The 26,288-nt window shown below is 69.4% G+C and carries 22 protein-coding genes and 2 pseudogenes; 17 read left to right on the top strand and 7 right to left on the bottom strand.

Features of this window, described 5'->3' with window-relative positions:
• Positions 1 to 57 precede the first annotated feature (57 nt).
• Positions 58 to 1,506 (top strand): recombinase family protein, encoded by a 1,449-nt coding sequence (locus tag RMT89_RS27980; protein ID WP_315886556.1) that lies wholly within the window; start codon positions 58 to 60, stop codon positions 1,504 to 1,506.
• A gap of 416 nt (positions 1,507 to 1,922) precedes the next feature.
• Here RMT89_RS27980 and RMT89_RS27975 read toward each other — a convergent pair whose 3' ends face one another.
• Positions 1,923 to 2,462 (bottom strand): helix-turn-helix transcriptional regulator, encoded by a 540-nt coding sequence (locus tag RMT89_RS27975; protein ID WP_315886555.1) that lies wholly within the window; start codon positions 2,460 to 2,462, stop codon positions 1,923 to 1,925.
• 257 nt (positions 2,463 to 2,719) lie between these two features.
• Here RMT89_RS27975 and RMT89_RS27970 point away from each other — a divergent pair.
• The 3 genes and pseudogenes from RMT89_RS27970 to RMT89_RS27955 form a co-directional block, all read left to right on the top strand.
• Positions 2,720 to 3,746, top strand: a pseudogene (locus RMT89_RS27970) (DnaB-like helicase N-terminal domain-containing protein); the annotation flags it as partial.
• Between the two features lie 627 nt (positions 3,747 to 4,373).
• On the top strand, positions 4,374 to 10,697 hold the full coding sequence (locus tag RMT89_RS27960; RefSeq protein WP_315886554.1) for a DNRLRE domain-containing protein: 6,324 nt from the start codon (positions 4,374 to 4,376) through the stop codon (positions 10,695 to 10,697).
• A 47-nt stretch (positions 10,698 to 10,744) separates the two neighbouring features.
• The gene (locus tag RMT89_RS27955; protein WP_315886553.1) at positions 10,745 to 11,035 is read left to right on the top strand and encodes a hypothetical protein; all 291 of its coding nucleotides are present in this window, start codon (positions 10,745 to 10,747) and stop codon (positions 11,033 to 11,035) included.
• Here the strand turns inward: RMT89_RS27955 and RMT89_RS27950 are convergent.
• From RMT89_RS27950 to RMT89_RS27935, 4 genes are all read right to left on the bottom strand, one after another.
• Positions 11,032 to 11,631: an HAD domain-containing protein gene (locus RMT89_RS27950; RefSeq protein WP_315886552.1), complete on the bottom strand. Its 600-nt coding sequence runs from the start codon at positions 11,629 to 11,631 to the stop codon at positions 11,032 to 11,034. The genes RMT89_RS27955 and RMT89_RS27950 overlap by 4 nt on opposite strands.
• Positions 11,632 to 11,697: 66 nt before the next feature.
• Entirely contained in the window at positions 11,698 to 12,357 is a 660-nt protein-coding gene (locus RMT89_RS27945; RefSeq protein WP_315886551.1) for a class I SAM-dependent methyltransferase, read from the bottom strand.
• Complete coding sequence (locus RMT89_RS27940) at positions 12,358 to 13,269, bottom strand: aminoglycoside phosphotransferase family protein (protein WP_315886550.1); 912 nt, start codon at positions 13,267 to 13,269, stop codon at positions 12,358 to 12,360.
• Positions 13,270 to 13,345: 76 nt separating this feature from the next.
• Positions 13,346 to 14,095, bottom strand: coding sequence for a hypothetical protein (locus RMT89_RS27935; RefSeq protein ID WP_315886549.1), 750 nt, complete (start codon positions 14,093 to 14,095; stop codon positions 13,346 to 13,348).
• Positions 14,096 to 14,317: 222 nt separating this feature from the next.
• On the opposite strand from RMT89_RS27935, the gene RMT89_RS27930 reads away from it, so the two are divergent.
• From RMT89_RS27930 to RMT89_RS27870, 13 genes are all read left to right on the top strand, one after another.
• On the top strand, positions 14,318 to 15,673 hold the full coding sequence (locus tag RMT89_RS27930) for a tetratricopeptide repeat protein (protein ID WP_315886593.1): 1,356 nt from the start codon (positions 14,318 to 14,320) through the stop codon (positions 15,671 to 15,673).
• 35 nt (positions 15,674 to 15,708) lie between these two features.
• On the top strand, positions 15,709 to 16,209 hold the full coding sequence (locus RMT89_RS27925) for an NUDIX domain-containing protein (RefSeq protein ID WP_315886548.1): 501 nt from the start codon (positions 15,709 to 15,711) through the stop codon (positions 16,207 to 16,209).
• A 76-nt stretch (positions 16,210 to 16,285) separates the two neighbouring features.
• Positions 16,286 to 16,936 carry an SMODS domain-containing nucleotidyltransferase gene (locus tag RMT89_RS27920; RefSeq protein ID WP_315886547.1) on the top strand — a complete coding sequence of 217 codons (651 nt, stop codon included), beginning with the start codon at positions 16,286 to 16,288 and terminating at the stop codon, positions 16,934 to 16,936.
• A 193-nt stretch (positions 16,937 to 17,129) separates the two neighbouring features.
• Positions 17,130 to 17,441: a hypothetical protein gene (locus tag RMT89_RS27915; RefSeq protein WP_315886546.1), complete on the top strand. Its 312-nt coding sequence runs from the start codon at positions 17,130 to 17,132 to the stop codon at positions 17,439 to 17,441.
• Between the two features lie 149 nt (positions 17,442 to 17,590).
• Positions 17,591 to 17,944 carry a DUF3151 family protein gene (locus RMT89_RS27910; RefSeq protein WP_315886545.1) on the top strand — a complete coding sequence of 118 codons (354 nt, stop codon included), beginning with the start codon at positions 17,591 to 17,593 and terminating at the stop codon, positions 17,942 to 17,944.
• Between the two features lie 148 nt (positions 17,945 to 18,092).
• On the top strand, positions 18,093 to 18,932 hold the full coding sequence (locus tag RMT89_RS27905) for a tryptophan 2,3-dioxygenase family protein (protein WP_315886544.1): 840 nt from the start codon (positions 18,093 to 18,095) through the stop codon (positions 18,930 to 18,932).
• Positions 18,925 to 20,109, top strand: a complete 1,185-nt coding sequence (gene kynU / locus RMT89_RS27900; protein ID WP_315886543.1) for a kynureninase — start codon at positions 18,925 to 18,927, stop codon at positions 20,107 to 20,109. The genes RMT89_RS27905 and kynU overlap by 8 nt, the downstream gene beginning before the upstream one ends.
• A gap of 167 nt (positions 20,110 to 20,276) precedes the next feature.
• A complete protein-coding gene (locus RMT89_RS27895) occupies positions 20,277 to 21,128 on the top strand; it encodes an alpha/beta hydrolase (RefSeq protein ID WP_315886542.1) in 852 nt (283 codons plus the stop codon).
• Between the two features lie 84 nt (positions 21,129 to 21,212).
• Positions 21,213 to 22,532, top strand: a complete 1,320-nt coding sequence (locus RMT89_RS27890) for a histidine kinase (RefSeq protein WP_315886541.1) — start codon at positions 21,213 to 21,215, stop codon at positions 22,530 to 22,532.
• Positions 22,529 to 23,194, top strand: a complete 666-nt coding sequence (locus tag RMT89_RS27885; RefSeq protein ID WP_315886540.1) for a response regulator transcription factor — start codon at positions 22,529 to 22,531, stop codon at positions 23,192 to 23,194. Before RMT89_RS27890 ends, RMT89_RS27885 begins: the two co-directional genes overlap by 4 nt.
• Before the next feature lie 21 nt (positions 23,195 to 23,215).
• Positions 23,216 to 23,653 (top strand): VOC family protein, encoded by a 438-nt coding sequence (locus RMT89_RS27880; RefSeq protein WP_315886539.1) that lies wholly within the window; start codon positions 23,216 to 23,218, stop codon positions 23,651 to 23,653.
• Positions 23,654 to 23,679: 26 nt separating this feature from the next.
• A complete protein-coding gene (locus RMT89_RS27875; RefSeq protein WP_315886538.1) occupies positions 23,680 to 24,939 on the top strand; it encodes a cytochrome P450 in 1,260 nt (419 codons plus the stop codon).
• A gap of 37 nt (positions 24,940 to 24,976) precedes the next feature.
• Positions 24,977 to 25,579: a Uma2 family endonuclease gene (locus RMT89_RS27870; RefSeq protein WP_315886537.1), complete on the top strand. Its 603-nt coding sequence runs from the start codon at positions 24,977 to 24,979 to the stop codon at positions 25,577 to 25,579.
• Between the two features lie 9 nt (positions 25,580 to 25,588).
• On the opposite strand, the gene RMT89_RS27865 is transcribed toward RMT89_RS27870, so the two are convergent.
• Both RMT89_RS27865 and RMT89_RS27860 read right to left on the bottom strand, forming a co-directional pair.
• Complete coding sequence (locus RMT89_RS27865; protein ID WP_315886536.1) at positions 25,589 to 25,813, bottom strand: hypothetical protein; 225 nt, start codon at positions 25,811 to 25,813, stop codon at positions 25,589 to 25,591.
• 38 nt (positions 25,814 to 25,851) lie between these two features.
• A pseudogene (locus RMT89_RS27860) lies at positions 25,852 to 26,288 on the bottom strand (hypothetical protein); the annotation flags it as partial.

Here is a 26,288-nt window from a genome sequence, read left to right as displayed (position 1 = left end):
GGTGGATATGAGAATGGCGCTTGATGTACCTGATCGTGATATGCGACGATCCGGCGCATGGCAGCACGACGGGGGTCCTCCGGGGCCATTCAGGTGGGCATCTACACCCGGATCAGCAAGGACGACGAGGCCGAGGGGCTTGGCGTCGCGCGGCAGGAGGAGGACTGCCGACTGCACTGTGCTGCCAGGGGGTGGGAGGTCGCCAAGGTCTACGAGGACAACGACCTCTCCGCGTACAAGCGCAAGACGGTACGTCCTGAGTTCCGGCAGATGCTGGAGGACTTGAAGGCCGGGCGGATCGATGGGGTCGTTGCCTGGGACATCGACCGCTTCACGCGTCAGCCGCGTGAACTGGAGGCGTGGATCGACGAGTACGAGGACGCCGAGCGTCGGAAGCGTCACCTCGTCTTCGACTCCGTGTCGGCCTCGGACATCGACCTGTCCACGGAGAACGGCCGGTTCATCGCGCGGATCAAGGTCACCATCGCCAACAAGTCCTCGGCGGACACGTCGAAGCGGACGAAGCGCAAGCACCTGGAACTGGCGGCGAAGGGCAAACTCCCTGGTGGTCGGGCGCCCTACGGATGGAACCGCGAGGATCGCAGGACGCTGGTGCCGGAAGAGGCCGAGAACCTCCGCACGGCGGTGAAGGATTTTCTCGGTGGCGTCCGCTGGGCCTCGATCGCGCGTGACTGGCGGGACAAGGGGGTCAGGTCGCACAGCGGCGGCGTCTTCGACGACTCCAAGATCAAGCGGATGCTGATGAACCCGCGGATCTGCGGCTACCGGATGCACCAGGGCGAGCTGTTCCTGGACGAGAGCGGTGCTCCCGTCGTCGGTGATTGGGAGCCGATCATCACTCCCGACGACTGGTACCTGCTGACAGAGAAGGTCAAGCGGGAGTCGGAGGGACGTGTCCCACGGGACAACGCCACCAAGTACCTGCTCTCCGGCATCGCCCGGTGCGGGCGGTGCGGTACGAAGATGCGGGCCTTCCCGTCGTACCGGAAGTCGAAGGCGTCATCGCAGTTCAAGTACGCGTGCCCCGGCAAGAACGACGGTGGTTGCGGGGGAGTGGCCCGGGCCGGAGAACCGGTCGACCGTCTCATCAGGAACGCCGTGTTCCTCAGCTCGGACAAGGCGCTGGCGAGCGTCCGCGAGCGCGCGCCGGAATGGACCAAGGAGGAGCAACTAGCCTCCCTGGAACGGGATATGGCCGAGTTCAAGCAGGCGTGGCAGGAGAAGCGCATGTCGGCCTCCCGCTACATCGCGCTCACCGAGGACCTGGAGAAGCAGATCGCGGAGCTGCACCGGGAGCGAGCTCTGCATCGTGCCGAGGCCGCGACCTTCGCGGCGGGGCCCATCGACATACGGGGGCGGTGGGAGAACCTGGCGATCGAGCAGCAGCGCGCCGCCGTCCTCAAGGTCTTCCGTGCGGTCATCATCAAGCCTGCGTCCAATGGGCCGATCTTCGATCCGGCGGACATCGAGCCGGTGCTCAGGTGACAGATGGAAGCCGGGTCCCCCTTGTCTGTTGGGGACCCGGCTTCGCTGGTTCACGACCGGTCTATGCCGAAGATGCGGAGCAGGTCGTCGACCCACTCATCGTCGCGGTCGGGGAGTTGCGCCTCTACGCGGCGCAGCCACTCGTCCTCAGTCAAAGAGCCGAACCTCCCGCACCGCGCCACCGTGACCGCCGGGTGGGCGGGAACACGGCGGTGGGACACGGGGAGGGAGGGCGGCGTTCGGGCGCGGGGTCAATGCGGAGGCAGAGGGTATTGCGGGTTGGCGCAAGGGGTGGGTCCTCTTCTGGCGGGCATGGGTGCGGCAACACCGGTCCGCCGGTCGATTGCTGGGGGATGGGGTGATGTGCCCGTGCTGGGGGTTTGCGGCCCAGGACGGGAGTGGGCTGAGAGGGGAGGCTATGGCTCGTCGTCGCCGCGCTGGGCGGGCGGCGGCCCGTACGTCTCCAGCAGGTGCTTGGTGGACGCCTCGGCCATGGCGTTGGAGACCATCACGTCCGCTTCCTCGCGGATGTCGGGGTGCTCGGCGAGGTAGGTGTCCAGGGCGTCGCGTGCCTGGGTGTAGGCGGCGTTGGCGCGTTGGGTCTCACGGAACGCGTCCACGACGGCGTCGATGAGTTCCATGGCGCGGGCCTGGGCGGCGAGCTGCGGGGGGCCGACGAGGTTGCGCAGGTCGATGCCGAGGACCTCGGCGAAGCCGATGGCCTCGTCGAGGTTGATGCGGCGCTTGCCGTTCTCGATGCGCCAGACCGCCGACGGGTTCATCTCGAAACCGGCCTCGTTCAGGCGGTCGGACAGGGCGTTGGTGCTCCAGCCGCGCGCCTCGCGCTCGAGCTTGATGCGCACGGCGACGTTCGCCTCGCCGCTGAGCAGTACGCCCTGCGGGGGGTCTTCGTCGGTCACGGCCACCTCCTTCCGTTCGTAGCAATGCACTGCCATGCGCAGTGACCCCTAAACAGTAACATGCCTCCTGCGAGATGCAGAGCACTTCTGCGATTGGCAATTCATGTGGCATAGTGGTAGCCCCACCCCCATGAACCCGAAGGAGTCCCCGCGGCTCACCCGACGTAGCGCCGCATGCAAAAAGCCCCCGGCTGTCACCGGGGGCCAAGCGCAAACCTCTCAACCGCCATCCCTAGCGATCGACCCGCGTGGCCGGGATTGCCGTCCCGTATGGCCCGCGAGCAGAGGAGCTGATGCCCAGTATGACCGACACCCAACCGAATACGCCATCCCACTTCGAGTACGGCCAAGCGCCGAATCATGATGGGCAGGCTGAGCCTCCCTTCAACGTGGAGGCCGAGCGCGCGGTGCTCGGAGCCTGTATGCACGACAGCGACGTCATCGATGCGGTCCGGCCGATCCTGGGCGAGGACGGCTTCTACCGGCCCGCGCACGAGACGGTCTGGCGTGCGCTGCTCGCTCTGCACCGCGAGGGCAGGCCGACCGATCCGATCGTCCTGACCGAGCTGCTCCAGGAGCAGGGCGATCTGCTGCGTGTTGGCGGTCCCAGCTATCTGCACCAGCTCGCCGGCGCCCTCTACGGGACCGGTAGCGCGGAGCACCACGCGGAGATCATCCGCAAGAAGGCCGACCTCCGCCGTCTGCATGCCTCCGCTGTGCGGGCCGTTCAGCGCGCCCAGGAGCCGGGCGCCGGTCCCGACGAGATCCGTAGCGAGATCGAGGCGGAGGTGCGCGTCGAGCGTGAGCGGGCGCTCGCCTCGGGACAGGGGCGCCTGTCCCGCTTCGCCACCGACGGATGGACCTTCGTCAGCGAGACCGGCGCGAGCGCCGAACCCCTGTGGGGAACGTGCGACAAGACGGTCTGGGCACCGGGTGAGAGCCTGATGATCGTCGGCGCTCCCGGGGTCGGTAAGACCACCCTGGCCCATCAGGTGGTCTTCGCCCGCCTCGGTCTGTCGGAGACGGTCCTGGAGATGCCGGTTGCCCCGAGCAGGCGGGTGCTCTACCTGGCCATGGACCGTCCGAAGCAGATTGCCAAGGCCATGGCCCGTCGGGTCTTCGAGACTGACGAGAAGATCCTGCGCGACGGGCTCGTCGTCTGGCAGGGCCCGCTGCCCGCCAGCCTGGACAAGGAGCCCGACCTCCTCGCCGATCTCGCCGCCGCCCACCGGGCCGACACCATCGTGATCGACAGCCTCAAGGACGCCGTCAGCACGAATGGTCGACGACAGCCTCGCGGTCTCCTTAACCCGCCCGCGTCCTGATCACCCGTATCCAGCACACCAGCCGCAACCCCGTACCCAACCGCCGCGCCGAAGCCGCCCGCAGCCGCACGACTATGACGGCCTCGCTCCGCGCGCACCAAGCTCGAACCCCGCAGCCCGCAACGGCACCCACAACACCCGCACCCACCCCCGAGAGCGGCCGAAAGCCGCGATGACCACCGATCAACAGCCACAGCCACAGAGCGACGGCAGCAAGATCACGATCTACGGCTGGAGCGCTGGGCTCGACGGCTCAAAGTGACGGTGGTTCAACTTCCGTGATGCAACTGCAAGTTGTGCGTTGCAAATGTATTGCAACCTCAAGTTGGGAAGGGTTGACGGGCAAGGGTGTCCCTCGGGAGCGGCGTCTGACTAGGGGCTTTGTTTCCGTCTTAGGTCTATTTATCCTCATTGACCGCTTCGATGCCCTCCTTGATCACATTCTCGTACCGTTCCCGATTGCAAGTTACTTGTGTGCTCTCTTTGCGTGTTGGGTGAGCCGTCTGTGCCGGAAGTGACCATTACGCGCAGAGTGCAAGAGAAATCGGGAGATGTAGTGAGAAGCAAGAAGGGGAGACGGGCAGTCCCGTCTCTCAGGGGGGCTACTGCGGCGCCCATAGGCATGAGACGAATAGCTCTCGGCCTGGTGACCACCTTGGCGGCCCAGTCAGCGCTGGTCTCGGTCGGATCGGGTGCGGCCTTCGCCCTGCCGACCGGTGAGGCGTCCAGTGGGGTTGTTGCGGCCTCGTCCGACACCAAGGAGGCCGCGTCCACGGCTGATTCGGTGGATGCCGCCCTCCTCATGGCCCGTCTCCAGGACCGCAAGATCGAGGTGACGTCCGAGCGCACGGCGACGTCCACGACCTGGGCGCTGCCGTCCGGAGAACTGCAGACCGCGGCGTATGCCGGGCCGGTCAGGCAGAAGCTCGACGGCAAGTGGCGCGACATCGACACCGCGCTGTCCGACACCGGTTCGTCGCTCGAGCCGAAGGTCGCGGCAGCGGACATCAAGGTGTCGGACGGCGGCGACAAGTCCCTGGCGTCAGTGGCCAAGGGGGAGAAGTCCTTCGAGATGGGCTGGAGCGACACGCTGCCCAAGCCGGAGGTGAAGGACGACACCGCGTCCTACGACCTGGGCGACGGCCAGACTCTGACCGTGACGGCGCTCTCGCAGGGCTTCTCGCAGAACGTGGTGCTGGACAAGGCACCGGACGGAGAACTCTCGTACCGGATCCCGGTCAAGCTGGACGGTCTGAAGATCTCCGAGGCCGACTCCGGACACCTGCTGCTGAAGGACGCGGGCGGCAATCTGGTCGCCGAGGCGCCCGCGCCGATGATGTGGGACTCCTCCAAGGACGGCAAGTCCGGCGAGTCCAGGTACCAGGCGAAGGTCGCCACCAAGGTCGAGACCGCGGACGACGGCTCCCAGAGCCTCGTCCTGACCCCGGACGCGGACTACTTCAAGCAGAACCTCACGTATCCGGTCACGGTCGACCCGACGTCCACCCTCGCGGTGACCACGGACACGTGGGTGGCCACCAACTACACCGACTCGCAGGTCTCCTCGACCGAGCTGAAGTCGGGCACCTACGACGCGGGCACCACCAAGGCCCGCTCATACCTGAAGTTCGACGTGTCGGCCTTCAAGGGCAAGCACATCACCGACACCAACCTGGCACTGTACTCGTACTACTCCTCGACCTGCGCCACCTCCGGCGCGGGCACGCAGGTGCGCCGGATCACCTCGTCATGGGCGTCCTCGGACATCACCTGGGCCGACCAGCCCACGACCACCACGACGGGTGCGGTCACCAGCACGGCGGCCAAGGGCTACAACGACGACTGCCCGGCCGGCACGATGAACTTCGACATCGACGCCATCGTCCAGGCATGGTCGGACGGGTCCGCCAACTACGGCCTGCGCCTCGCGTCGCCGGACGAGACCGACTCGCTCACCTGGCGGCGCTTCCGTTCGGCGAACTACGTCTCCGGGGACGGCTCGCAGGAGCCGCACCTGACGGTGACGTACAACTCGTACTCGACGACGAGTGCTCTCGCGATCTCGCCGAGTTCGGTGAACGCCTACAACGGCAAGCGGTACATCACCACGTACACGCCAACCCTCTCCGCGAAGGTCACGGACGCCGACGGATCCACTGTCAAGGCGCAGTTCGAGATCACCAACGACCCGGCGTACAGCAGCGAGGCCGCGTACTCGTACACGGTGACCAGCGCCGACGTCGCCTCCGGCGGCACAGCGACCATGGCCGTGCCCAGCTCCGGCGCCCTGCCCGCGCAGCACATGCGGATGCGCGTGCGCGGCTACGACGGCACCGACTACGGCTCCTGGTCGTCGTACATCTACTTCGTGCCGAACGTCGCGAAGCCCAACTCCCCGACCATCTCCTGCGCCGCCTACCCGGCGGGGGTCTGGACGGCCAAGGCTGCCGGCGGTGTGCCGTGCACGCTCGGCACCTCCTCGACCGATGGCGCCGGCTACCAGTGGAGCCTGGACTCCACGGTGCTCGCCCAGCGGGCCCTGGACACCACGAACGGCACCGGCGGCGACACCCAGACGATCACCGTCGCCCCCGGGAACGGCCCGCATGTCCTGCGCGCCCGCACCATCGATTCCGGCGGCAACCTGTCGACCGCCACGACGGCGTACTCCTTCGGTGTCGGAAGCGGTTCGCTCGGTGTGACCGCGCCCCGCGACGGCGCATGGACCACCGCCGATGTCGACCTCACCGCCACCGGCGACGCCGCTTTCACCGGCGCGACCTGGGAGTACCGTCGAGGTACCGGAGACACCTGGCACACCGTCCCGGTGGGCGATGTCTCCAAGGGCTCGGCCTCCGTGAGCGCCTGGCCTGTCGCCGTCACTGGCGGCACGGCCACCCCCTTGGTGTGGCACATGGACGACACGCTGGACGACGACGGCACCGTCCAGCTGCGCGCCACCTTCACCGACGGCGCTTCCTCCGCGTCCAGCATCCCGGTGTCGGTCACCCTGGACCGGGCCGCCGGATCGGCGCCGCAGCAGAACGTCGGCCCCGGCAGCGTCAACCTGCTGACCGGCGACTTCTCCGTGACGGCCGACGACGCCTCGGTGTTCGACGCGTCGGTCTCCCGTACCTTCTCCTCGCGGGCGGTCGACGCCGAGAGCGCGGGACAGGCACCGGTCTTCGGCCCCGGCTGGGTGTCGTCCGTGACGGCCACCACCGGTGTCGGTTACACCAGCCTGCGCAAGACCTCGGCCACCTCGGTGTCCCTGATGAACGCCGACGGCAGCTCGATCGCCTTCACCCGCGCCGGCACCACGACCTCGTGGACCCCGGAGCCCGGCGCCGGCCAGCTGACCCTGACGGGCGCCCTGGACCAGGACACCTTCACACTGAAGGACTCCGTCACCGGCGTCGTCTCCACGTTCGGCCGGATCACCGACGCCACCGCATGGACGCTGCGCACCAGCCAGCAGGTCACCGAGGACTCCACCACCAGCGTGGTCGTGGAACCCGTGACCGTCGGCGGCCGCACGCTCAGCCGGCCCAAGTACCTGATCTCGCCCAACAAGGCCGTCGACAAGGACAACACCGTCTGCGCCGGCAAGCCGAGCACGGCGGGCTGCCGCGTTCTGGAATTCGTCTACGCCGATTCCACCACCGCCGCGAGCGGCGCCTTCGGCAACGTCAAGGACCAGGTCAAGCAGGTGAAGGTGTGGGCCACCGACCCGGGTGCGGGCGCGGCCACCGCCACCGTCGTCGCCCAGTACGCCTATGACACGGACGGTCTGCTGCGCGAAGCGTGGGACCCGCGGGTGCCCACCGCACAGAAGGAGACGTACTCCTACGACGCCGCCAAGCGCGTCGTCACCTACACCCCCGCGGGTCAACTGCCCTGGACGCTCACCTACAGCACCGGCACCGACGCGAGCGGTCCGGCCGGCCGGCTGCTGAAGGCGTCCCGGCCCACGCTGGCACCCGGCACGAGCGGCACCACCAACGGCACGGCCACGACCTCGGTCGTCTACGAGGTCCCGGTCTCCGGCAGCACCGCGCCCTACCCGATGGACGCCTCCTCGGTGGCCGCCTGGGGCCAGACCGACCTGCCTACCCGGGCCACCGCCGTCTTCCCCGTCGACCAGGTCCCCGCGGCCAACACCGGTGCGGGCCTGAAGGCGGGTGACTACCGGCGGGCCACCATCACCTACCTCGACGACGACATGAACACCGTGAACGTAGCCGAGCCGGGCGGTCACATCTCCACCAGCGAGTACGACACAGAAGGCAACCTGGTCCGAGACCTGACCGCCGCCAATCGCGAACTCGCCCTGGGGAAGACCGCCACGTCCGACGCTCTGCTGGAGGCGGAACTCGACAAGGCCCGTGCCGACACCAACACCCCGGCGGAAGGCACCGCCGAAGCGGCCCTGATGCTCTCCAGCACCAGCGTCTTCACCGCCGGCACCACCGGCACCTCACTGGAGCGGGAGATCAGCGGCCCCCTGCACACCGTCACACTGCGCACCAAGGCCACCGCCCCCGCGGGCGGTACCGACCTGCCGGCCGGTACTCAGGTCCTGGCTCGTGAGCACACGGTGCGTGCCTACGACGAGAACCGTCCCGCCGGTGCCGCCGTCGCCGACCAGGTCACCACCGAGACCACCGGGGCCCTGATCGACGGCTACCCGGCGGACGCCGACGCCGAGACCGTGCGCACGGTGTACGACTGGACCACCGGCCTCGCCGTCAAGGAGGTCCAGGACCCGCAGGGCAAGGCGATCACCACGACCGCGGCCTACGACGCCGCGGGCCGTCAGGTGAGCACCACCCTGCCGGGCGCCACCACGACCGGCGCGGGCACCACGACGGCCGCCTACTGGGCGACCAACGGCGAGTGCGCCGGACACCCGGAGTGGGCCGGCCTGGTCTGCACGATCACCCCCGGCGGTGCCATCACCGGCGGCGGGGACAATCCCGCGCAGCTGGTGACCAAGTCCTTCACCTACGGGCGCTGGGGACAGGCCGACACCGTCAAGGAGACCGCGAACGGCGTCACCCGCACCACCACGTCCTCCTACGACGAGGCGGGCCGCCCCCTCGGCACCACCGTGACCGGCGGCACCGGCACCGACATGCCCGCCACCACCATCACGTACGGCACCTCCGGGCTGGAGACCAAGGTCACCGCGGGCGGGCGGACGATCACCTCGACCATCGACCGCCTCGGCCGCGAGATCTCCTACGACGACGGCACCGGCAACACCACCCGGACCACCTACGACGCCCTCAACCGGGCCCTGACCATCACCGACTCCGTCCCGTCCACCACGACGTACGTCTACGACACCGCGGCCGACCCGCGGGGCCTGCCGACCTCGGTCACCGACTCGGTCGCGGGCACGTTCACCGGTACGTACGACGGTGACGGGCAACTCGTGAAGGAGACACTGCCCGGCGGCAACACCCTCACCGTCGACTACGACGCGAGCGGCCGTGAGACCGGCCGCGAGTACGCCGACGAGAACGGCACGTTGATCCTCGCCGACCATGGCGACTACACGATCGCCGGCCGGCTCGCCGCTCACGCCCAGACCGACGGCGGCACGATCGTCAGCGGCTACGACTACGACAGCGCCGGCCACCTGACGTCCGCACAGGACGACACCGGCTCGGCCTGCACCACACGCGCCTACGCTTTCGGGGACGACCGGAGCAACCGCACCGGCCTGACCACCTCCACCCTGGCCGAGGCGTGCGGTTCGACCACCGCGCCATCGACCGACAGCACGTCGTACGCCTACGACAGCGCCGACCGCCTGGTCTCCGCCACCCGGGGCACGACCACCACGAAGGCGGTGTATGACGCCTTCGGCCGCCGCACCACCGGGGTGGACGGCACGATGGTCGCCTACTACACGGGCGACACCGTCCGGCAGGTCACCAAGGACTCCGCGCGCACCACGTGGGGCCTGGATGTGGCAGGCCGCCAGGCGAGCGTCACGGCCGAGACGAAGGCCGCGGACGGCACCTGGAGCACGACGTCGACCACCACCCAGCACTATCGCTCCGGCGCGGACACCCCCGCTTGGGGCAGCACCCTGGCGGGCAGCGCCACCACGGTCGGCCGCAACGTCGGCGACCTGACCGGCGGGCTGAGCGCCGTCACGAGCGCGAGCGGTGACGCCGTGCTCCAGCTGTCCAACCTCCACGGCGACATCAGCGTCCGGTTGCCGCTGGCCTCGGGCGCTCAGCCGCAGGTGCAGCGCTACGACGAGTACGGCGCCCCCGACGCCACCACGGCCACGGGCCGCTACGGCTGGCTGGGCACCGCGGCGCGCGCCGCGGACGCTCCCGGCGGTCTGCTGATGATGGGCGCCCGCGGCTACGACCCGGCCACCGGCACCTTCCTCCAGACGGACCCGGTGGCCGGCGGCGGCGACAACGCCTACGGCTACTGCTCCGGCGACCCGGTCAACTGCACCGACACGTCCGGAACGTTCGACTACTGGCTGAAGTACAACGTCGGGAACCCGCACATGTCGGCGAACCGATACTTCAAGAAGTTCCGGGACAACTTCAACTGGGTCTTCCCGATCGGCGGGCACGCGAAGAAGCTCAGCCACGTCGGCCAGAAGATGGACCTCTGGGTGAAGATCGCCGGAGTCAAGATCGCTTTCCCGGTCAAGGTGAAGAGCATCACCTCCAACGGCTGGAAGTTCGACACCCGTTGGGGTCACCCGGACTACCCCGGCTTCATCTCCTTCTACTTCACCCATCTGAAGAGCGGGCAGATGAGGATCACCATCCACGGCAACGTGCCGCCCGGAGCGGACGCCTGGTTCATCGGCAAGAGCAACTACGTGAAGAAGGCGAAGAGCACCTGGGCCAAACTCGTCAGTAACCTCAAGGATCTGACCCACTACATCAACACCATGGGCGCGTGATGGGCCCGGGAAAGAGCACCGTGAACCTTCCGTCTCGTAGAGCGGGCGTGACGCTGGCCCTGGCCTACCTGGTGGTGGTGTTCGGCCTCGACTACCTGAGCGTCGAGCAAGGTATGGATGCCGCTGCCGTGGTCCTTTCCGTCATCACCTTCCCCTCGGGTGTCGTGACGACGGTCCTGTTTCTCTTCGCCGCGGTGGTTTTCGGCTTCGACGACTACAGCCCCGGCGCGGACGGCTACGCACCGTCGGTGCAGGCGATCGCGGGCATTGTCCAGGTCGTTCTGATCTGGCTGGTCCTCAGAGTGCTCAGGAAGCGTCGAGAGAACACACACCTCTAGGAATATCCGCTTACGAGGCGGCAGGCCCGGGTCGATGGACCCGGGCCTGCCTGCGTCTCGACCACATGCTGGATTCGCACGGCCCAACTCAGGACCTCGACCAGATGCTCGGCCAGCAGGCCGACGTGGGGATCCGGCTGAACAAGGATGGTCGCCTGGCCGCGCGCGCTGCGTTCTGCGGCCCATTTGTGGTCGAGGTCGGTGAAGTCGTCGTCGATCCAGGCGACTGGGGTGTCGCCGAGCCAGGTGTCGACGTGGTCGCGTTTCCAGAGGTAGCCGTCAGGGTGGCTGGTGGTGATCCGGGGACGCGGGAGGTCGACGTACGGCAGGGGCGGGAGGCCGAGGAGCGGGCCGATCAGGGTGGTGGCGTCCTGGCGCCAGCTGGTGCACCAGACGGGGGTGACCAGGCCGGTTCGGATCACGTGCATGAGCAGGGGGCCATGTGCGGGGTTGAGCCAGATGGTGACCGGGTCGTCGGCGTTGCGGCCGGTGGGAACGACGTCGTGGCGGCGGTGGGTGGCCGGGGTGGTCCCATCGGCGTCCGGGAAGGGTATGAGGACGCCGTCGACGTCGAGGAGCAGGTAGGGCGGGCGCATCGGTTCTCCCAGGGAAGCCGGGGCTGGGGGTCAGAGCTTGCGTGCGGTGATCAGCAGGGTGGTGGGTCAGCAGGCACCGTGGCGGGCGTCGTGGAACTCCTGGGCGGAGGTGAGCCAGAGGCCGGAGTGGTCGAGGTGTTTCTCCCAGCGGTCGGCGTCGAAGTCCCAGCGGGCGATGGGCAGTCGGGTGAGGTCGGGGAGGGTGACGTAGTCGCGGCGGGGCCGGTCGTCGGTGGTGGGGCGCAGGCCGCCGCGCTGGGGGTGGGGGACGGAGAAGGCGAGGGTCCGCCCGGGTTTGAGGTGCTGGGCGATGGCGGGCAGTAGGAGCTCGGGGGCTACCAGTCCGATGGCGCCGAAGACGGAATAGATGGCGTCGAACTGCTCGGCGGAGGCTTGCAGGTAATGCAGGGCGTGGCCGGCGACGAAGGTCAGGTTGTTCAGTCGGCCGTAGTGGGAGCGGGCTCGGCGGACCTGGAGGCCGACAAGGTCGACGGCGGTGACCTGGGCGCCGTAGCGGGTGGCGAGGTGGGCGGCGTTGTGGCCGGGGCCGCAGCCGAGTTCCAGCAGCCGCTTGTGGCGTAGGTCCGGTCCGAGGATCTCGGCTCCGGGGCCGCTGGCGGGTCGGGTGGTCCATTCCATTCGCGCGGGTACGGACAGCGGCTCGGCGGGGGCAGCCGTGGTGCGTTGGAGGGCGTGGGCGTACCAGGGGGAAGACTGGGCGAGCACCTAGATCTCCAGGAGGTGGAGGACGTCGGTGAGGTGGCGGCGGACGGGCTTGATGTAGGCGGGGTCGGTGGCCGGGTCGTTGATCCAGCGGATGGACTGCTCCATGAACCACTCGACGGCCCACATGCGCTGCCAGCCCAGCGCCCACTTCTCGGCAGGCAGCCCGCCGCGCTCGGTGAGGGCGTCGGGGGTGCCGCCCTCGGTGACGTAGGTCTCCAGGAAGATGCGCAGGCGGACGGGGTCGGGTTCGTCGAGGGTGCCGTGCCAGCTGGCGAGGTCGAGCAGGCCGGGGCCGGTGAAGGCGCGGGCGAAGTCGAGCAGGCGCCAGCCGTGTCGGCCGATGTGGAGGCTGGTGGGGTGGAACTCGGAGTGCACCCAGCCGAACGGGGCCACGGCCGTGCCGGCTGAGCGTTCCTCGGCAGCCTGAGCGATCCGGTCGAGCGCGTCCTCGACGTCGTCCGCGTCCTGCCACCGTTCCGCCTTGCGGAGTCGGGCGAGGTGGTCCAGGGCCCGGCTTGGCAGGGTGCGCAGCCGCTCCTGATCGACGACGGGCAGGGCGGCAGCGGTTCGGGTGCGGTGCAGGACCACGGCTGCGGCTGCGCCGTCGAGGTCGTCACCTTCGCGGATGGGGGCGCCGAGGTCTTCCAGCAGCATCCCGAGCCAGCCGTCCAGGACGGCGGACGAGTGAACGATGGGTACGGGGACACCGAGGGTGTGGGCCAGCCGGAGTGCCTGATCCTCGCTGTCGAACGGCTTCTTGGCGTACTTGAAGACGGCCGTGGTGCCGTCGGTGAAGGTAAGGCGTTCGACGCCGGACATGGACCACACGCGCACCTCCTCGCGAAGGGCGGTGGTCCGGCCGGTCAGGGTGAGCAGGTGGTCGAGGAGTTCGGTGCTGGGGTTCGCGGTCATGTCGGGGCTCCCGTGGGGTGGCGGCGTCCGGGGCGGGCGAGAGGTGCCGGCCCGCCCCGGAGCCAGGGCGGTGGTGCTACGCGGCAGGGCTCACGCGGTGGGCGTAGACCTGCTCGATCCACCCGGCCTTGAAGGCGGCGAGGTCGTCGCGGAAGGTGGCCATCGAGGCACCGTAGGGCGCCACGACCCCGCCTGACTGGTCCGGCACGGACTGGCAGCCGTGCACGAGCCGGCCGCCGAGGGCGGCGTGGGCCTTGATGGACTCGATGCGGCGGTTCTCGTTGAACCAGCCGCCGTGGTAGACCTCGTCGAGAGTCCCGCCCATCTCGTCGTCCAGGTCGAAGACGACGGAGGTGGCGGCGGGGAAGAACCAGCACGGGCCGACGTTGGAGATGTGTCCGTCCAGCTCGACTTTGTTGAGCGCCATCAGCGTGGCTGCCTCGCGCAGCATCCGCAGGTGGTCGGCGGTGATCTGCGGCAGGCCGAGGCCGGCCAGGTGCTCGTCGCGGAACAGGTAGGCGTACACCTTGTAGGCGGTGGCGAGCACGCGGGCGGCGTCCGAGGTGGACTCGGCGTGGGTCTTGATGAACTCCAGCGTGAGCTGCTCGACCGCGCTTTCTGTGGTCTCCTCCACATGCAGGAGCCGGGACTTGACCAGCTCCCAGTCGGCGACGAGCCATGTGTTGGACTCGAAGCGGAAGAAGTACTCGGCCGGGTCGATGGTGATGCGCCGGCCGTCGACTTGGATGCCGGGCAGGCGGCTCCAGCGCTCGTCGAACGCCTCGGGCAGTACGGCCGTGATGGCCGTGGTGTCGATGGTGGTCACCGTGTCTCCGTCTCTGATTGGCCGGGCGGGCACAGGAATGCCCGAACCCGGTGTAGGCGTACGGAACTTCGGGGGCCGCCCGGCCGAAGGGGGAGCCTGGTCACGGTGTCGGACCGGGGCCGGGCGGCTGATGATTAGTGAACCCTCTGTCACGCACAGTGGGTACGGTGAGAGGCAGTTGAAGCGGTATACGCGGTTTACAGCTCCAGAGCGGAGGCGATGGTGGCAGTGCCGAGAGTGCCCAATTCCCGTCTGCGTGACGTCATCGAGGCGATCGGCTGCACCTTCGAGGCTCTGGCGAAGGACATCCGGCGTATCGCGGCCGAGAACGGGGAGATCCTCCAGACCAACAAGTCGGCCGTCTCCCACTGGGCGAACGGCACGCGCCAGCCGACCGGTCGGACCGGGCAATACCTCGCAGAGGCTCTGTCACGGCGGGCAGGCCGCAGCGTTACCCAAACTGAGATCGGGCTTCGGGCACCGGATGCTGAGGGGTCGGACGAGGGGGATCCCGTCCTGGCCGCAACCGACCTGGGCCGTGCCGACGTCGAGCGCCGCCGCTTCCTCGCGGTGGCCGCTTTCACCACCGCCGGCGTCGCCATGCCGCTGGCCCACGACCACGAGGCCACCGCCCGCATGCTCCGCGCCCGCACCGGCACCTCCGTGGTCGGGGCGGAGGACGTGGACGTCGTACGTCAGATCACCGCGGCCTTCAGCGCGGCAGACGAACGCCTCGGCGGCGGGCACGGCCTGACCACCGTTACCGCCTATCTCGCCGATACTGCCGCCCCCATGCTCCGCGGACGTTTCCCGCACGAAGCCTTACGCCAGGCGGCCTTTGGCGCCGTGGCCGAACTCGCCTACCTGGCAGGCTGGAAGCACCACGACCTCGGCCAGGAAGGCGCCGCCCAGCGCTACTACCAGGTCGGCTACCAGCTTGCCTGCGAAGCCGACCCACACGGCCACGCAGCTTGGATGATGCGAGCCCTCGCCCACCAGGCGCTGAGCCTCAAGCAGCCCCACCACTGCGTCGATCTCGTCGAAGGCGCCCTTACTCGCGGTCTGGGGCACGTCGACGGCCAGACCGAGGCGCTGCTTCACATCACCCATGCCCGCGCCTACGCCGCCACCGGCGAGAAGCCCGCTGCCGCCCGTGCCCTGCTTGCCGCTGAAGACGCCCTGCTCCGCGACGATGGTCTCCAGCCCAGCTACTCCCGCGTCAGCGGCCCCGCCGCCGGCACCGTGGCCAGCCACACCGCCCGCACGCTCACCGACCTCGCCGATCACATCGGCACCGAGCAGCAGCACCGCGACGCCCTGGTGCGCTGGGACCCGGAGAAGTACAAGCGCGTCCACGCCCTCACCTACGCCGACCTGGGCGACAGCCTCGCCGCCCAGGCCCGAGCCGACGAGGCCGTGGCCGCCTGGTCCCAAGCCCTGACGCTCATAGAGGGCATGACCTCCGACCGCACCCGCAAGGCGATCACCTCGCTCCGCTCCACCCTCTCCATCTACCAGTGCCGCAAGGTGCCTGGAGCCGCCGAACTCGCCCGCCGCGCACGCGAAGTGCTGGCCTAAGCTGACACCAACCGGCCGACGAAGGGACACAAGCCGTGGCTCAGCGGACCACTGACGACCAGCCCAAAGCCCTGCCGCCCGCCCTCGAATCCATGACCCTGCTGGTCGCCGCCGTCATCGTCCACGACCAGGCCACCAACCGCGTCGTCCTCCTCCAGCGCAGCCAGAACGCCAAGTTCGCCCAGGGCATGTGGGACCTCCCCGTCGGCAAGAGCGAGCCCGGCGAGCCCATCACCGAGACCGCCGTGCGTGAGCTGTACGAGGAGACCGGCATGACGGTGAAGCCGGAGGCTCTGAAGGTCGCCCACATCATCCACGGCGCCTGGGGCGTTGAAGCCCCCAACGGCTTCCTCACCGTCGTCTTCGCTGCCCACGAATGGACCGGCGAACCCGAAAACCGCGAACCACGCAAACACGCCCAGGTCCGCTGGGTCGCCGCCGACGACATTCCCGTGGAGTTCGTCGACACTACTGCCAGCGCCCTCCACCGCTACCTCACCGGCGGACTCCAGGTGTCCCTCGACAGGTGGCACTGACACCCCAGCAAGTTTCGTCAGGCCCGGTGTCAGTGGCGCCCTCTACGCTCATCCCTCCGGACGAGCGAGGGGCCTCATGAGTACGGCGAGCAGATTCGACACCTTCCTGAAGAACATCACGGTGACGAGTGATCAGTGTGCATCTGCGCTGACGAGCGCGAACGCCATCGCCCGTAAGCTGCACGGGCACTACAGCAACCAACCGTATTCGGATGGCTGCCGGATGATCGTCGGCTCGTACGGGAAGGGCACGGCGGTGAACCCGCCGCGGGATGTCGACGTGCTGTTCTTCATGCCCGTCAACGAATACCACCGCTTCAACGGGCACAGGTACAACGGGCAGTCGGCCCTCCTGCAGGAACTCAAGGGCCTGTTCCAAGAGCGTTACCCGCGGACCAAGGAAATCGGTGGCGACGGCGAGGTCGTGGTCGTCGACTTCTCCACGGGCCACACCGTGGAGGTCCTGCCCGCCTGGCACCGGAAGGGCGGCGGGCTGCTCGTGCCCAACACCCATGATGGCGGCAGTTGGCAGCATGTCGACCACGAGGCCGAGATTGCCTACGTGGCCGATTCGGACGCCCACACCAACGGCAATACCCGAAACCTCATCAGGATGATGAAGGCATGGCAGAAGCACTGCTCGGTTCCCATCAAGTCCCTGGTCCTGGAGCTGCGGAGCGTGACGTTTCTGTCGACGTGGGACCGCTCCAGGGATCAGCGGCGATGAGCCGGCGCTGGCGAACGCCGTCGCGAGGGCGTACCCGCGGCAGGTCGATCGCATCCAGCGTGAGACCCGCGCTCCAGACAGGGTTTCTGCGGCCGCAACGCTGCTCGAACAACTGATCCACCCCGGATTCGATCCAGCCCGGGGCGCGGAGGCTACTCGTCGGTACGTGCGCCGGAAGGCGAGCATCGCGGTCATGCAGCGCCGGAAGGGTGAGGCACCGGAACGGTACCCGTGGACGCAGATCGGAATCAGCGAACGTCGCTACTACAAACTCCTGCCGCTGTTCGCTCAGAAGGTCAATGGCCGCTACGACTACGACTACGACGACGTGGTGGCGCGGATGAAAGCCCACCTGGACCACGTAGACAAAGCGCGAACCGTACGAGCGGCCGCCCTTGAAGTCCTCCAGCTACACGGCTTCGGCGAAGAGGCCGCACGCAAATGGCTACAGCGGCATCCCCCCGAGGAGGCTGTCAACGCATGGCCGCGCGGCCGACGCCCATAGTGCCATGGGTCGTCCGGCGTGGCGGGACCGCGTTGGGTTGAACCGAACCCCCATTCGGGATGAAGAGATCATGAGTTCAGCTCCCGTCGCTCTGGGGGGGGAGCCTGGAAATCTCCTCGACCCGCTGGCGCCCTCGAATCGCCTCTGTCATGGACAGCGGTGCTTGGCGCGGCGGGTTCGTAAATCTCCCCCGTCGGAGGCTTGTCCCCCGCCCACTCCGTGGAGCAGATCCTGGCAAGATCCACCACCCAGTCCAGATCCCGCTCCGGCAGCTGGGCCGCGAGGCTGTCCAGCCACTCCTTCTCGGTCACACCGTGCCCCCTCACACTCTCTGGTTACATCTTTCACCATTCTCCTGGGAGCACGAGCAGAACTGTGGCTTCCTGCGCGCCCTGCACGCCCTCGCCCGCGCCGCCGGGTCGATCGGCGAGCAGGAGGAGTACGAGCGCTGCTCGCAGTTCCTGAAGGACTCCTCGCCCACGGCGGCCCAGACGCTGGGCTAGGCGAGCCCTGAGTGCGGGTCCGGCTGTGATCCGGTCGGGCCTTGCACTTTTCGGGGGACACCCCTGAGGATTCGGGTGGGGACCGGGGCCCCCGTGTCGGTAACGGCAGGGGCGGACCGCTACCCGGAGTACACAACAGGAGACAGCGATGTCCCACGAGGCTCACGAAACCCAGGAGCCCGAGACCCCGCATCTCGACTTCGCCGGCACGACGCCGTACGAGGACTACGTCAAGGCGGATGTCCTCACCCACCTCCAGCACACCCTCTCCGACGATCCCGGAGAGATGGTCTTCCTGGTCACCACCCAGGTGATGGAGCTGTGGTTCACCGTCGTCGTCCATGAGTGGGAGACCGCCGCGCACGCGCTGCGCGAGGACCGGGTGCCGGTCGCGATCGACGCGCTGAAGCGTTCGGTCCGGGAGCTGGAGGCGCTGAACGCCTCCTGGAAGCCGCTCGGCCAGCTCACCCCGGCCCAGTTCAACTCGTACCGCTCCGCCCTCGGCGAGGGCTCCGGCTTCCAGTCGGCGATGTACCGCCGCATGGAGTTCCTGCTCGGCGAGAAGTCCGCGTCCATGCTCGTCCCGCACCGCGGCGCGCCCCGCGTCCACGCGGAACTGGAGAAGGCGCTGCACGAGCCGAGCCTCTACGACGAGGTGCTGCGGCTGCTGGCGCGGCGCGGGCACGCGATCCCCGCGGAGGTGTTGCAGCGGGACGTCTCGCAGCGCTACGAGCCCTCCGACGAGGTCGAGGCCGCCTGGACAGCCGTCTACTCCGGCGACCCCGGCGACGAGGTCGCCCGTCTTGGCGAGGCGCTGACGGATGTCGGGGAGCTGGTGTGGCGCTGGCGCAACGACCATCTGGTCGCCACCCGGCGCGCGATGGGCTCGAAGGCCGGCACGGGCGGTTCGGCCGGGGTGGCCTGGCTGGAGAAGCGCGCCCGCAAGAACGTCTTCCCGGAGCTGTGGACGGCGAGGTCCCATGTCTGAGCTCAGGGCCAAGGCTCAGAAGCTGGATGGTGCGGACGAACTCGCCGCCAAGCGCGCCGAGTTCGTGCTCGACGACGTCGTCTACCTGGACGGGAACTCGCTGGGCGCGCTGCCGGCGAACGTGCCGGACCGGGTCTCGGACGCCGTCCTGCGGCAGTGGGGTTCGCTGCGCATCCGGTCCTGGGAGGAGAGCGGCTGGTGGACCGCGCCCGAGCGGATCGGCGACCGGATCGCTCCGCTGGTCGGCGCGGCGGCGGGCCAGATCGTCGTGGGCGACTCGACAAGTGTCAATGTTTTCAAGGCGCTTGTGGCCGCGGTGCGGATGGCGGGCGAGGGGCGCGACGAGATCGTCGTGGACGCGACGACCTTCCCCACGGACGGCTATATCGCCCAGTCGGCGGCCCGGATGACGGGCTGCACGCTGCGTCCGGTGCGGCCGTCGGAGGTCCCGGGTGTCCTGGGTCCCCGGACCGCGGCCGTCCTGCTGAACCACGTCGACTACCGCACGGGCCGCCTGCACGACCTGCCGTCGCTGACGTCGGCGGTGCATGCGGCGGGCGCTCTCGTGGTCTGGGACCTGTGCCACAGCGCGGGCGCGCTGCCGGTGGGCCTGGACGAGCACGGGGTCGACCTGGCGGTCGGCTGCACCTACAAGTACCTGAACGGCGGCCCGGGTTCACCGGCGTACCTGTACGTCCGCTCGGACCTGCAGCCCCGCTTCGACTCACCGCTGCCGGGCTGGAACTCCCACGCGGAGCCCTTCGGCATGCGCAGCGACTACGAACCCGCTTCGGGCGCCCCGCGCGGCCGGGTGGGCACCCCGGACATCCTCTCCATGCTCGCGCTGGAGGCGGCGCTGGATGTCTGGGACGACGTGTCGGTCGAGTCCGTACGGGCGAAGTCCCTTGCCCTGACGGACTTCTTCCTGGAGTGCGTGCGGGAGTACGTCCCCGAGGGCAGCGTCGAGTCCCTGACCCCGGCCGCCCACGAGGAACGCGGCAGCCAGGTCGCCCTGCGCTGCGCGGACGCGGGCACGGTGATGAAGCGCCTGATCGAACGGGGAGTGGTGGGCGACTTCAGGTCCCCGGACGTCCTGCGCTTCGGCTTCACGCCGCTGTATGTGGGGTTCGCGGATGTGGAGAAGGCGGCGCGGGTGCTGGGCGGACTGCTCGCCTGACCCCGGGGTGGGGTGGGGCGGCGCCCACCCGCCAACAGAACCGTTTACCCCTCACCGAGCGTGACATCCCCGTGTCCGCGCACGTCACGGGCCTGATACCGTCCCCGCCAACGGCCGAATGATTCACCTGGTCCGCCCATTCGATTTCGCCGCTGAGAGGTTGGAGCATGCCGGACGACGCCGCCGCAGCCCGGACCGCCGCCGAAGAGCAGTCGGCCTTCTCGCACCCGCCCGTCGATCCCGACGCCACGGCCGCGTACGGCGACCACCCCGACCAGGTGATCGACTTCTACGCCCCGCGCACCGAGACCGCCCTCGCCCCCCTCGTGGTCGTGCTGCACGGCGGCGCCTGGCGCGCACCGTACGACCGCCGCCACATCACCCCGTTCTGCGGCTTCCTGGCCCGCCGGGGGTTCGCCGTGGCCAATGTGGAGTACCGGCGCGGTGAGGGCACCACGGCCGGCCGCTGGCCCGGCACCTTCGACGACGTGGCCGCGGCGATGGACGCCCTCCCCGCCCTGGCCCGGGAGTCCCTCCCGCGGGCCGACCTCCGCCGCACGGTCGTCACCGGCCACTCCGCCGGCGGCCAGCTCGCCCTGTGGGCGGCGGCACGGCACCTCCTCCCCGCCGACGCCCCCTGGCGCACCGACGGCCCGCCCTTCCTCCGCGGAGTCGTGGCCCTCGCCCCCATCGCCGACCTCACGGTCGCCGACAAGCTGGACGTCTGCGGCGGGGCGGCCCGCCAACTCCTGGGCGGGGAAGAGAAGTTCACGGAGCGGCGGCCGTACGCCGATCCCGCGCTGCTGCTTCCCACGGGCATCGCCACCACCCTCGTCCAGGGCCGCACGGACGTGGACGTCCCGCAGATGGTCGCCGAGTCGTACGCGGACGCGGCGGCCAAGGCGGGCGAGGTGGTGGGGCTGACGCTGCTGGAGGACGTGGGCCACTTCCCGCTGATCGATCCGGCGGCGGACGCGTGCGCGGTGGTGGCGGAGGAGATCGCCCAGCTCGCCTGGTGACGGCGGGGGCGGCCGTAGTACTTGAGACGGACCCCGAAGGACCCTTCTCGCAGGTGACGACGGCGAGGTGGGCCTCCGCCTACCGTGCTGTACGTGACCGAGACGACCAGCAAAGCCCACAGCCCGGAGTTCCGGCTGGCCGCGGACGCCCTGCGCGGGCTGCGGCAGGATCTGTTCCACAACGCCTTCGACTACCGGCCGCTGCCCCGGATGCGCGTCGACGGCCCGCTCACACGTCGGCTCCCCGGCCGGCTGCGGGACCACGCGGCGTGGACACCGCACGCCCTGATCGCCGTGGCAGCCCTGTTCACGCTGGTCGCCGCCGGCGCCGACACCGGCGGCGGTGCCCTGCCGATCGGCCTGATCTGCGCGGCTCCCGTGCTGCTGACCATGGTGCGGCCGGTCGGGGCGTTCTGGGTGTCCATGGCCATCACCCCGGTCGTCGCGGTGCTGAGCGACGGCTGGGCGGAGTGGCCGTGGATGGCCGGGTCCGTCGTCAGTCATCTGACGGTGCTGATGGTCGTGGCGGTGCGCACCAGGCCGCGTACGGCGGCCTGGATGTGGCTGCTGACGGGGGCGTACGGTCTGGTGGCGGAAGCCGCTTTCGGGCCGACCTACTACTACGACGGCAGCAACACCGGCCCCATGATGGTCGTCTCGGCGTTCGCGCTGCTGGTCGTGTCGGTCTGGCACATCCGCCGGGAGGCCGCGCAGGAGGTCACCGCGCAGCAGACGGAGACCGCGCAGGAGCGTTCCAGGCGCACGCTGCTGGAGGAGCGCACCACGATCGCCCGCGAGCTGCACGACGTGGTCGCCCACCACATGTCGGTCGTCGCCATCCAGGCGGAGGCCGCGCCCTACCGCGTCGAGAACCCGCCGCCGGAGCTGGAGCGCGCCTTCGCCACGATCCGCGAGAACGCGGTGGCGGCTCTGACCGAACTCCGCCGCGTCCTGGGCGTCGTACGCGCCGAGGACTACGAGGCCCCCGACGCCCCGCAGCCGACCCTCGCCGACCTGGACGCGCTGCTCGCCAATGTGCGGGACGCGGGTCTGAGCGTGCAGAAGACAGTGACCGGCGCGGTCCGTGAACTGCCGCAGGGCGTCGAGCTGTCGGCGTACCGAATAGTCCAGGAGGCCCTGAGCAACACGCTGCGGCACGCGCCCGGCGCGAGCGCGAAGGTCGAGATCGGTTACGTCCTCGGCGGCCTGGGCCTGCGCGTGGTGAACACCCCGCCCCCGGCGCCCGCCCTGGTCAAACCGTCCCCCGGCGCCGGACACGGCGTCACGGGCATGCGGGAGCGGGTGAGCATGCTGAACGGCGAGATGACGGCCGGCCCCACGGACGAAGGCGGTTACGAGGTGGCGGTGTTCCTCCCGGTACAGCTCGTGGGAGACGAGGCATGACGATCCGCGTCCTGATCGCCGACGATCAGATGATGGTCCGGGAGGGCTTCTCCGTCCTGCTGAACGCGATGCCGGACATCGAGGTCGTCGGCGAGGCGGTGAACGGCCGGGAGGCCGTGGCGAAGGTCGGCGAACTCGCCCCCGACGTCGTCCTGATGGACATCCGTATGCCCGAACTGAACGGCATCGAGGCGACCAGGGAGATCGTGGCGGCGGACGGCACGGCGAAGGTGCTGGTGCTGACGACGTTCGACCTGGACGAGTACGTGTACCAGGCACTGCGGGCGGGAGCCTCGGGCTTCCTGCTGAAGGACGCGTCTGCGCGCCAACTGGCCGACGGGGTACGGGTGGTGGCCTCCGGCGAAGCCCTGCTCGCGCCCTCGGTCACCCGCCGCCTGATCACGGAGTTCTCGAAACTGTCCGAGGCGCCGAGGGCGTTCGCCGGGGCACAGGCGGCCTACGGCGAGCTGACGGAACGCGAGACGGAGGTCCTGGTCCTGATCGCCCAGGGCCTGTCCAACGCGGAGATCGCCGAGCGCCTGGTCGTGGCCGAGTCGACGATCAAGACCCATGTGAGCCGGATCCTGGTGAAGCTGGGCCTGCGGGACCGCACCCAGGCGGCGGTGTTCGCGTACGAGGCGCGCCTCGTGACGCCCGGCTAGCCCCGCCCCTACCGTGAGGGTATGGAACAGCGCATCACCTTGATCACGCTGGGTGTCTCCGATCTCGCCCGTTCCAAGGCCTTCTACGAGGCCCTGGGCTGGCGGGGGCAGGAGGTCGAGGAGACCGTCTTCTTCCAGGCGGGCGGTCTGGGTCTGGTCCTGTGGGGCCGGGAGAAGCTGGCCCGGGACTGCGGCCTGGAGCCCGGCCCGGCGGGCGGCTTCGGCGGGATCGCCCTCGCCCACAACGTCCGGTCCGAGGCGGAGGTCGACGCACTGCTGGCGGCGGTGGAGCGGGTCGGCGGGACCGTCACCAAGCCCGCCGCCGTCAACGCGATCGGCTTCTACTCCAGCGCCTTCGTCGATCCCGACGGCCACGCCTGGGAGGTCGCCCACAACCCCGCCTTCCCGCTCGCCGAAGACGGCACGGTCACCCTCCCCGACTTCGGCCCTGGTCAGTAGGGGGTTGGCCGGGCTAGCGTCCGTTCATGGGAGCCTTCGATCCGTGGGACCCGGCGTTTCTCGCCGACCCGTACCCCGCTTACGCCGAGCTGCGCGCCAAGGGGCGTGTGCAGTACTTCGAGCCCACGAACCAGTGGCTGGTTCCGCATCACGCCGATGTGTCGGCGCTGCTGCGCGACCGGCGGCTCGGGCGGACGTATCAGCACCGGTTCACGCATGAGGACTTCGGGCGGACCGCTCCGCCCGCCGAGCACGAGCCGTTCCACACGCTCAACGACCACGGGATGCTCGATCTGGAGCCGCCGGACCACACCCGGATCCGGCGCCTGGTGTCGAAGGCGTTCACGCCGAGGACGGTGGAGCAGCTCAAGCCGTACGTCTCCCAGCTCGCCGGTGAGCTGGTGGACCGGCTGGTCGAGGCGGGTGGCGGGGACCTGCTCGCCGATGTCGCCGAGCCGCTGCCGGTCGCGGTGATCGCGGAGATGCTGGGCATCCCGGAGGCGGACCGGGCTCCGCTGCGGCCCTGGTCGGCCGACATCTGCGGGATGTACGAGCTGAACCCGTCCGAGGACACGGCCGCCAAGGCGGTGCGGGCCTCCGTCGAGTTCTCCGAGTATCTGCGGGAGCTCATCGCCGCGCGGCGCAAGGAGCCCGGCGACGACCTGATCTCCGGGCTCATCGCCGCCCACGACGAGGGCGACCGGCTCACCGAGCAGGAGATGATCTCGACGGCCGTGCTGCTGCTGAACGCCGGGCACGAGGCGACGGTCAACTCCACCGTCAACGGCTGGTACGCCCTGTTCCGCAACCCCGACCAGCTCGAAGCCCTGCGCGCCGACCACTCCCTGGTCCCGTCCGCCGTAGAGGAGCTGATGCGCTACGACACGCCGCTCCAGCTCTTCGAGCGCTGGGTTCTGGACGAGATCGAGATCGACGGCACGGTGATCCCGCGCGGCGCGGAGATCGCGATGCTCTTCGGCTCCGCGAACCACGACCCGGAGGTGTTCACCGACCCCGGGGACCTGGACCTGACCCGCAAGGAGAACCCGCACATCTCCTTCAGCGCCGGGATCCACTACTGCATCGGGGCTCCGCTGGCCCGGATCGAGCTGGCGGCGTCGATGACGGCGTTGCTGGAGCGGGCGCCGACGCTGAGTCTGGCGGCGGAGCCGGAGCGGAAGCCGAACTTCGTGATCCGTGGGTTGGAGGGGCTGAGCGTCGAGGTGGGGCGATCACCAACCCGTTCGGCTGATCGTCGGGCCATTCCGAGCGAGGGTCGCGAGTGACTCGTCACGCTGGTGCCTGCCTGCGAAGGGAGGCACCATGACGGTTATGGCAGAGCGCGCGTTGCAGTCGCCCCAGATGTCGGTGGAAGAGTTCGAGAGGATCGCCGCGTTCGCGGCCAAGGAGACCGACGACGCCGTCACGTTGGAGTTCGTCAACGGACGGACCGGGGTCAAGAAGGTGGCGGACGGGGACCACAACACCATCGTGATGTGGCTGGCGCGGCGATGCATGCAGATGAGGCCCGATCTGGATCTGTACCAGACTCAGGGCCTGAAGGTGGAGCAGTACCGGGAGGGCCGCGCTCGGCCCGACGCGGCGCTCGTGCCGGAGGAACACTTCGCTGGGCATGGTGAGTGGGCGGACCCGAGTGGCGTGCTTCTGGTGCTGGAGGTCACGTCCTTCGACTCCGATACCGACCAGCGTGACCGTCAGGAGAAGCCCATCGCATACGGGGCGGCGGGCATCCCGTTTTATCTGCTGATCGACCGTGGCAACCGCACAATCACCCTCTACAGCGATCCGGACCCTAAAGTCGGCTACCACAACCGCCGTCGCGAGGCTTTCGGCGCGAAGCTCTCCCTGCCTGAACCCCTCGGCATCGAACTCGACACCGAGAAGCTCAAGCAGTACGTCGACTGACCCTCCCCCTCACCCCCGCCCCCGCACCCGCTCCACCCCCGCCCACACACCGAGCCCCACGACGGCTCCGCCCAGCACCGCCAGCGGTAGTTCGGCGTAGAGCACGCTCCAGTCGGGGGCCTGTTCGAAGCGCCAGAAGCGTCCCCGGAAGTCGACCGACCACACCGCGAGTCCGGCGCCCGCCCCCAGAGCCGTGGTCAGACAGCCGCCGGCGGCCTGCGTGCGTTGTCCCATGCTCGGGACAGACGTGCAGAGGCCGCCCACTGGTTCCGTCAGGTCGTCATGTCCCGCCGCCGCAGGCCCGCCAGGCCCAACGCGACCAGGGCCGCCGCCAGCACCAGCAGGATCAGCACCGGGCCCCACTCCATCTCCCCGCCCGGCAGCTTCGGGAGGTGGCCGAAGGGGGAGAGGTCCAGGACCGTCCGCGGGACGTCCAGTGCCGGGCCCACCCAGCCGATCAGCAGGACCGCTCCGGCCACCGCCCAGGCCGCCGTCGCCGCCCGTGGCGGCAGGCCGTACAACGCACCAGCCAGGCCGCCGATGACCCAGATCGCCGGGAGTCGCCGTGGCCTGCCGATCCGGTGGGCTGACGCGGCCGGAATGCCCTGCCTCGGTGCCCAGCCGCCGGTGACGCCTGCCCTGGTGACCCAGCGGTGGTGGTGCCGGGCCTGGTGGCTCAGCGGTGGTGGTGCCGGGCCTGGTGGCTCAG

The sequence above is a fragment of the Streptomyces sp. P17 genome (assembly GCF_032436805.1).
In the GTDB taxonomy this organism is placed as follows: Bacteria; Actinomycetota; Actinomycetes; order Streptomycetales; family Streptomycetaceae; genus Streptomyces.
This window is presented reverse-complemented; position numbering and strand designations above follow the sequence as displayed.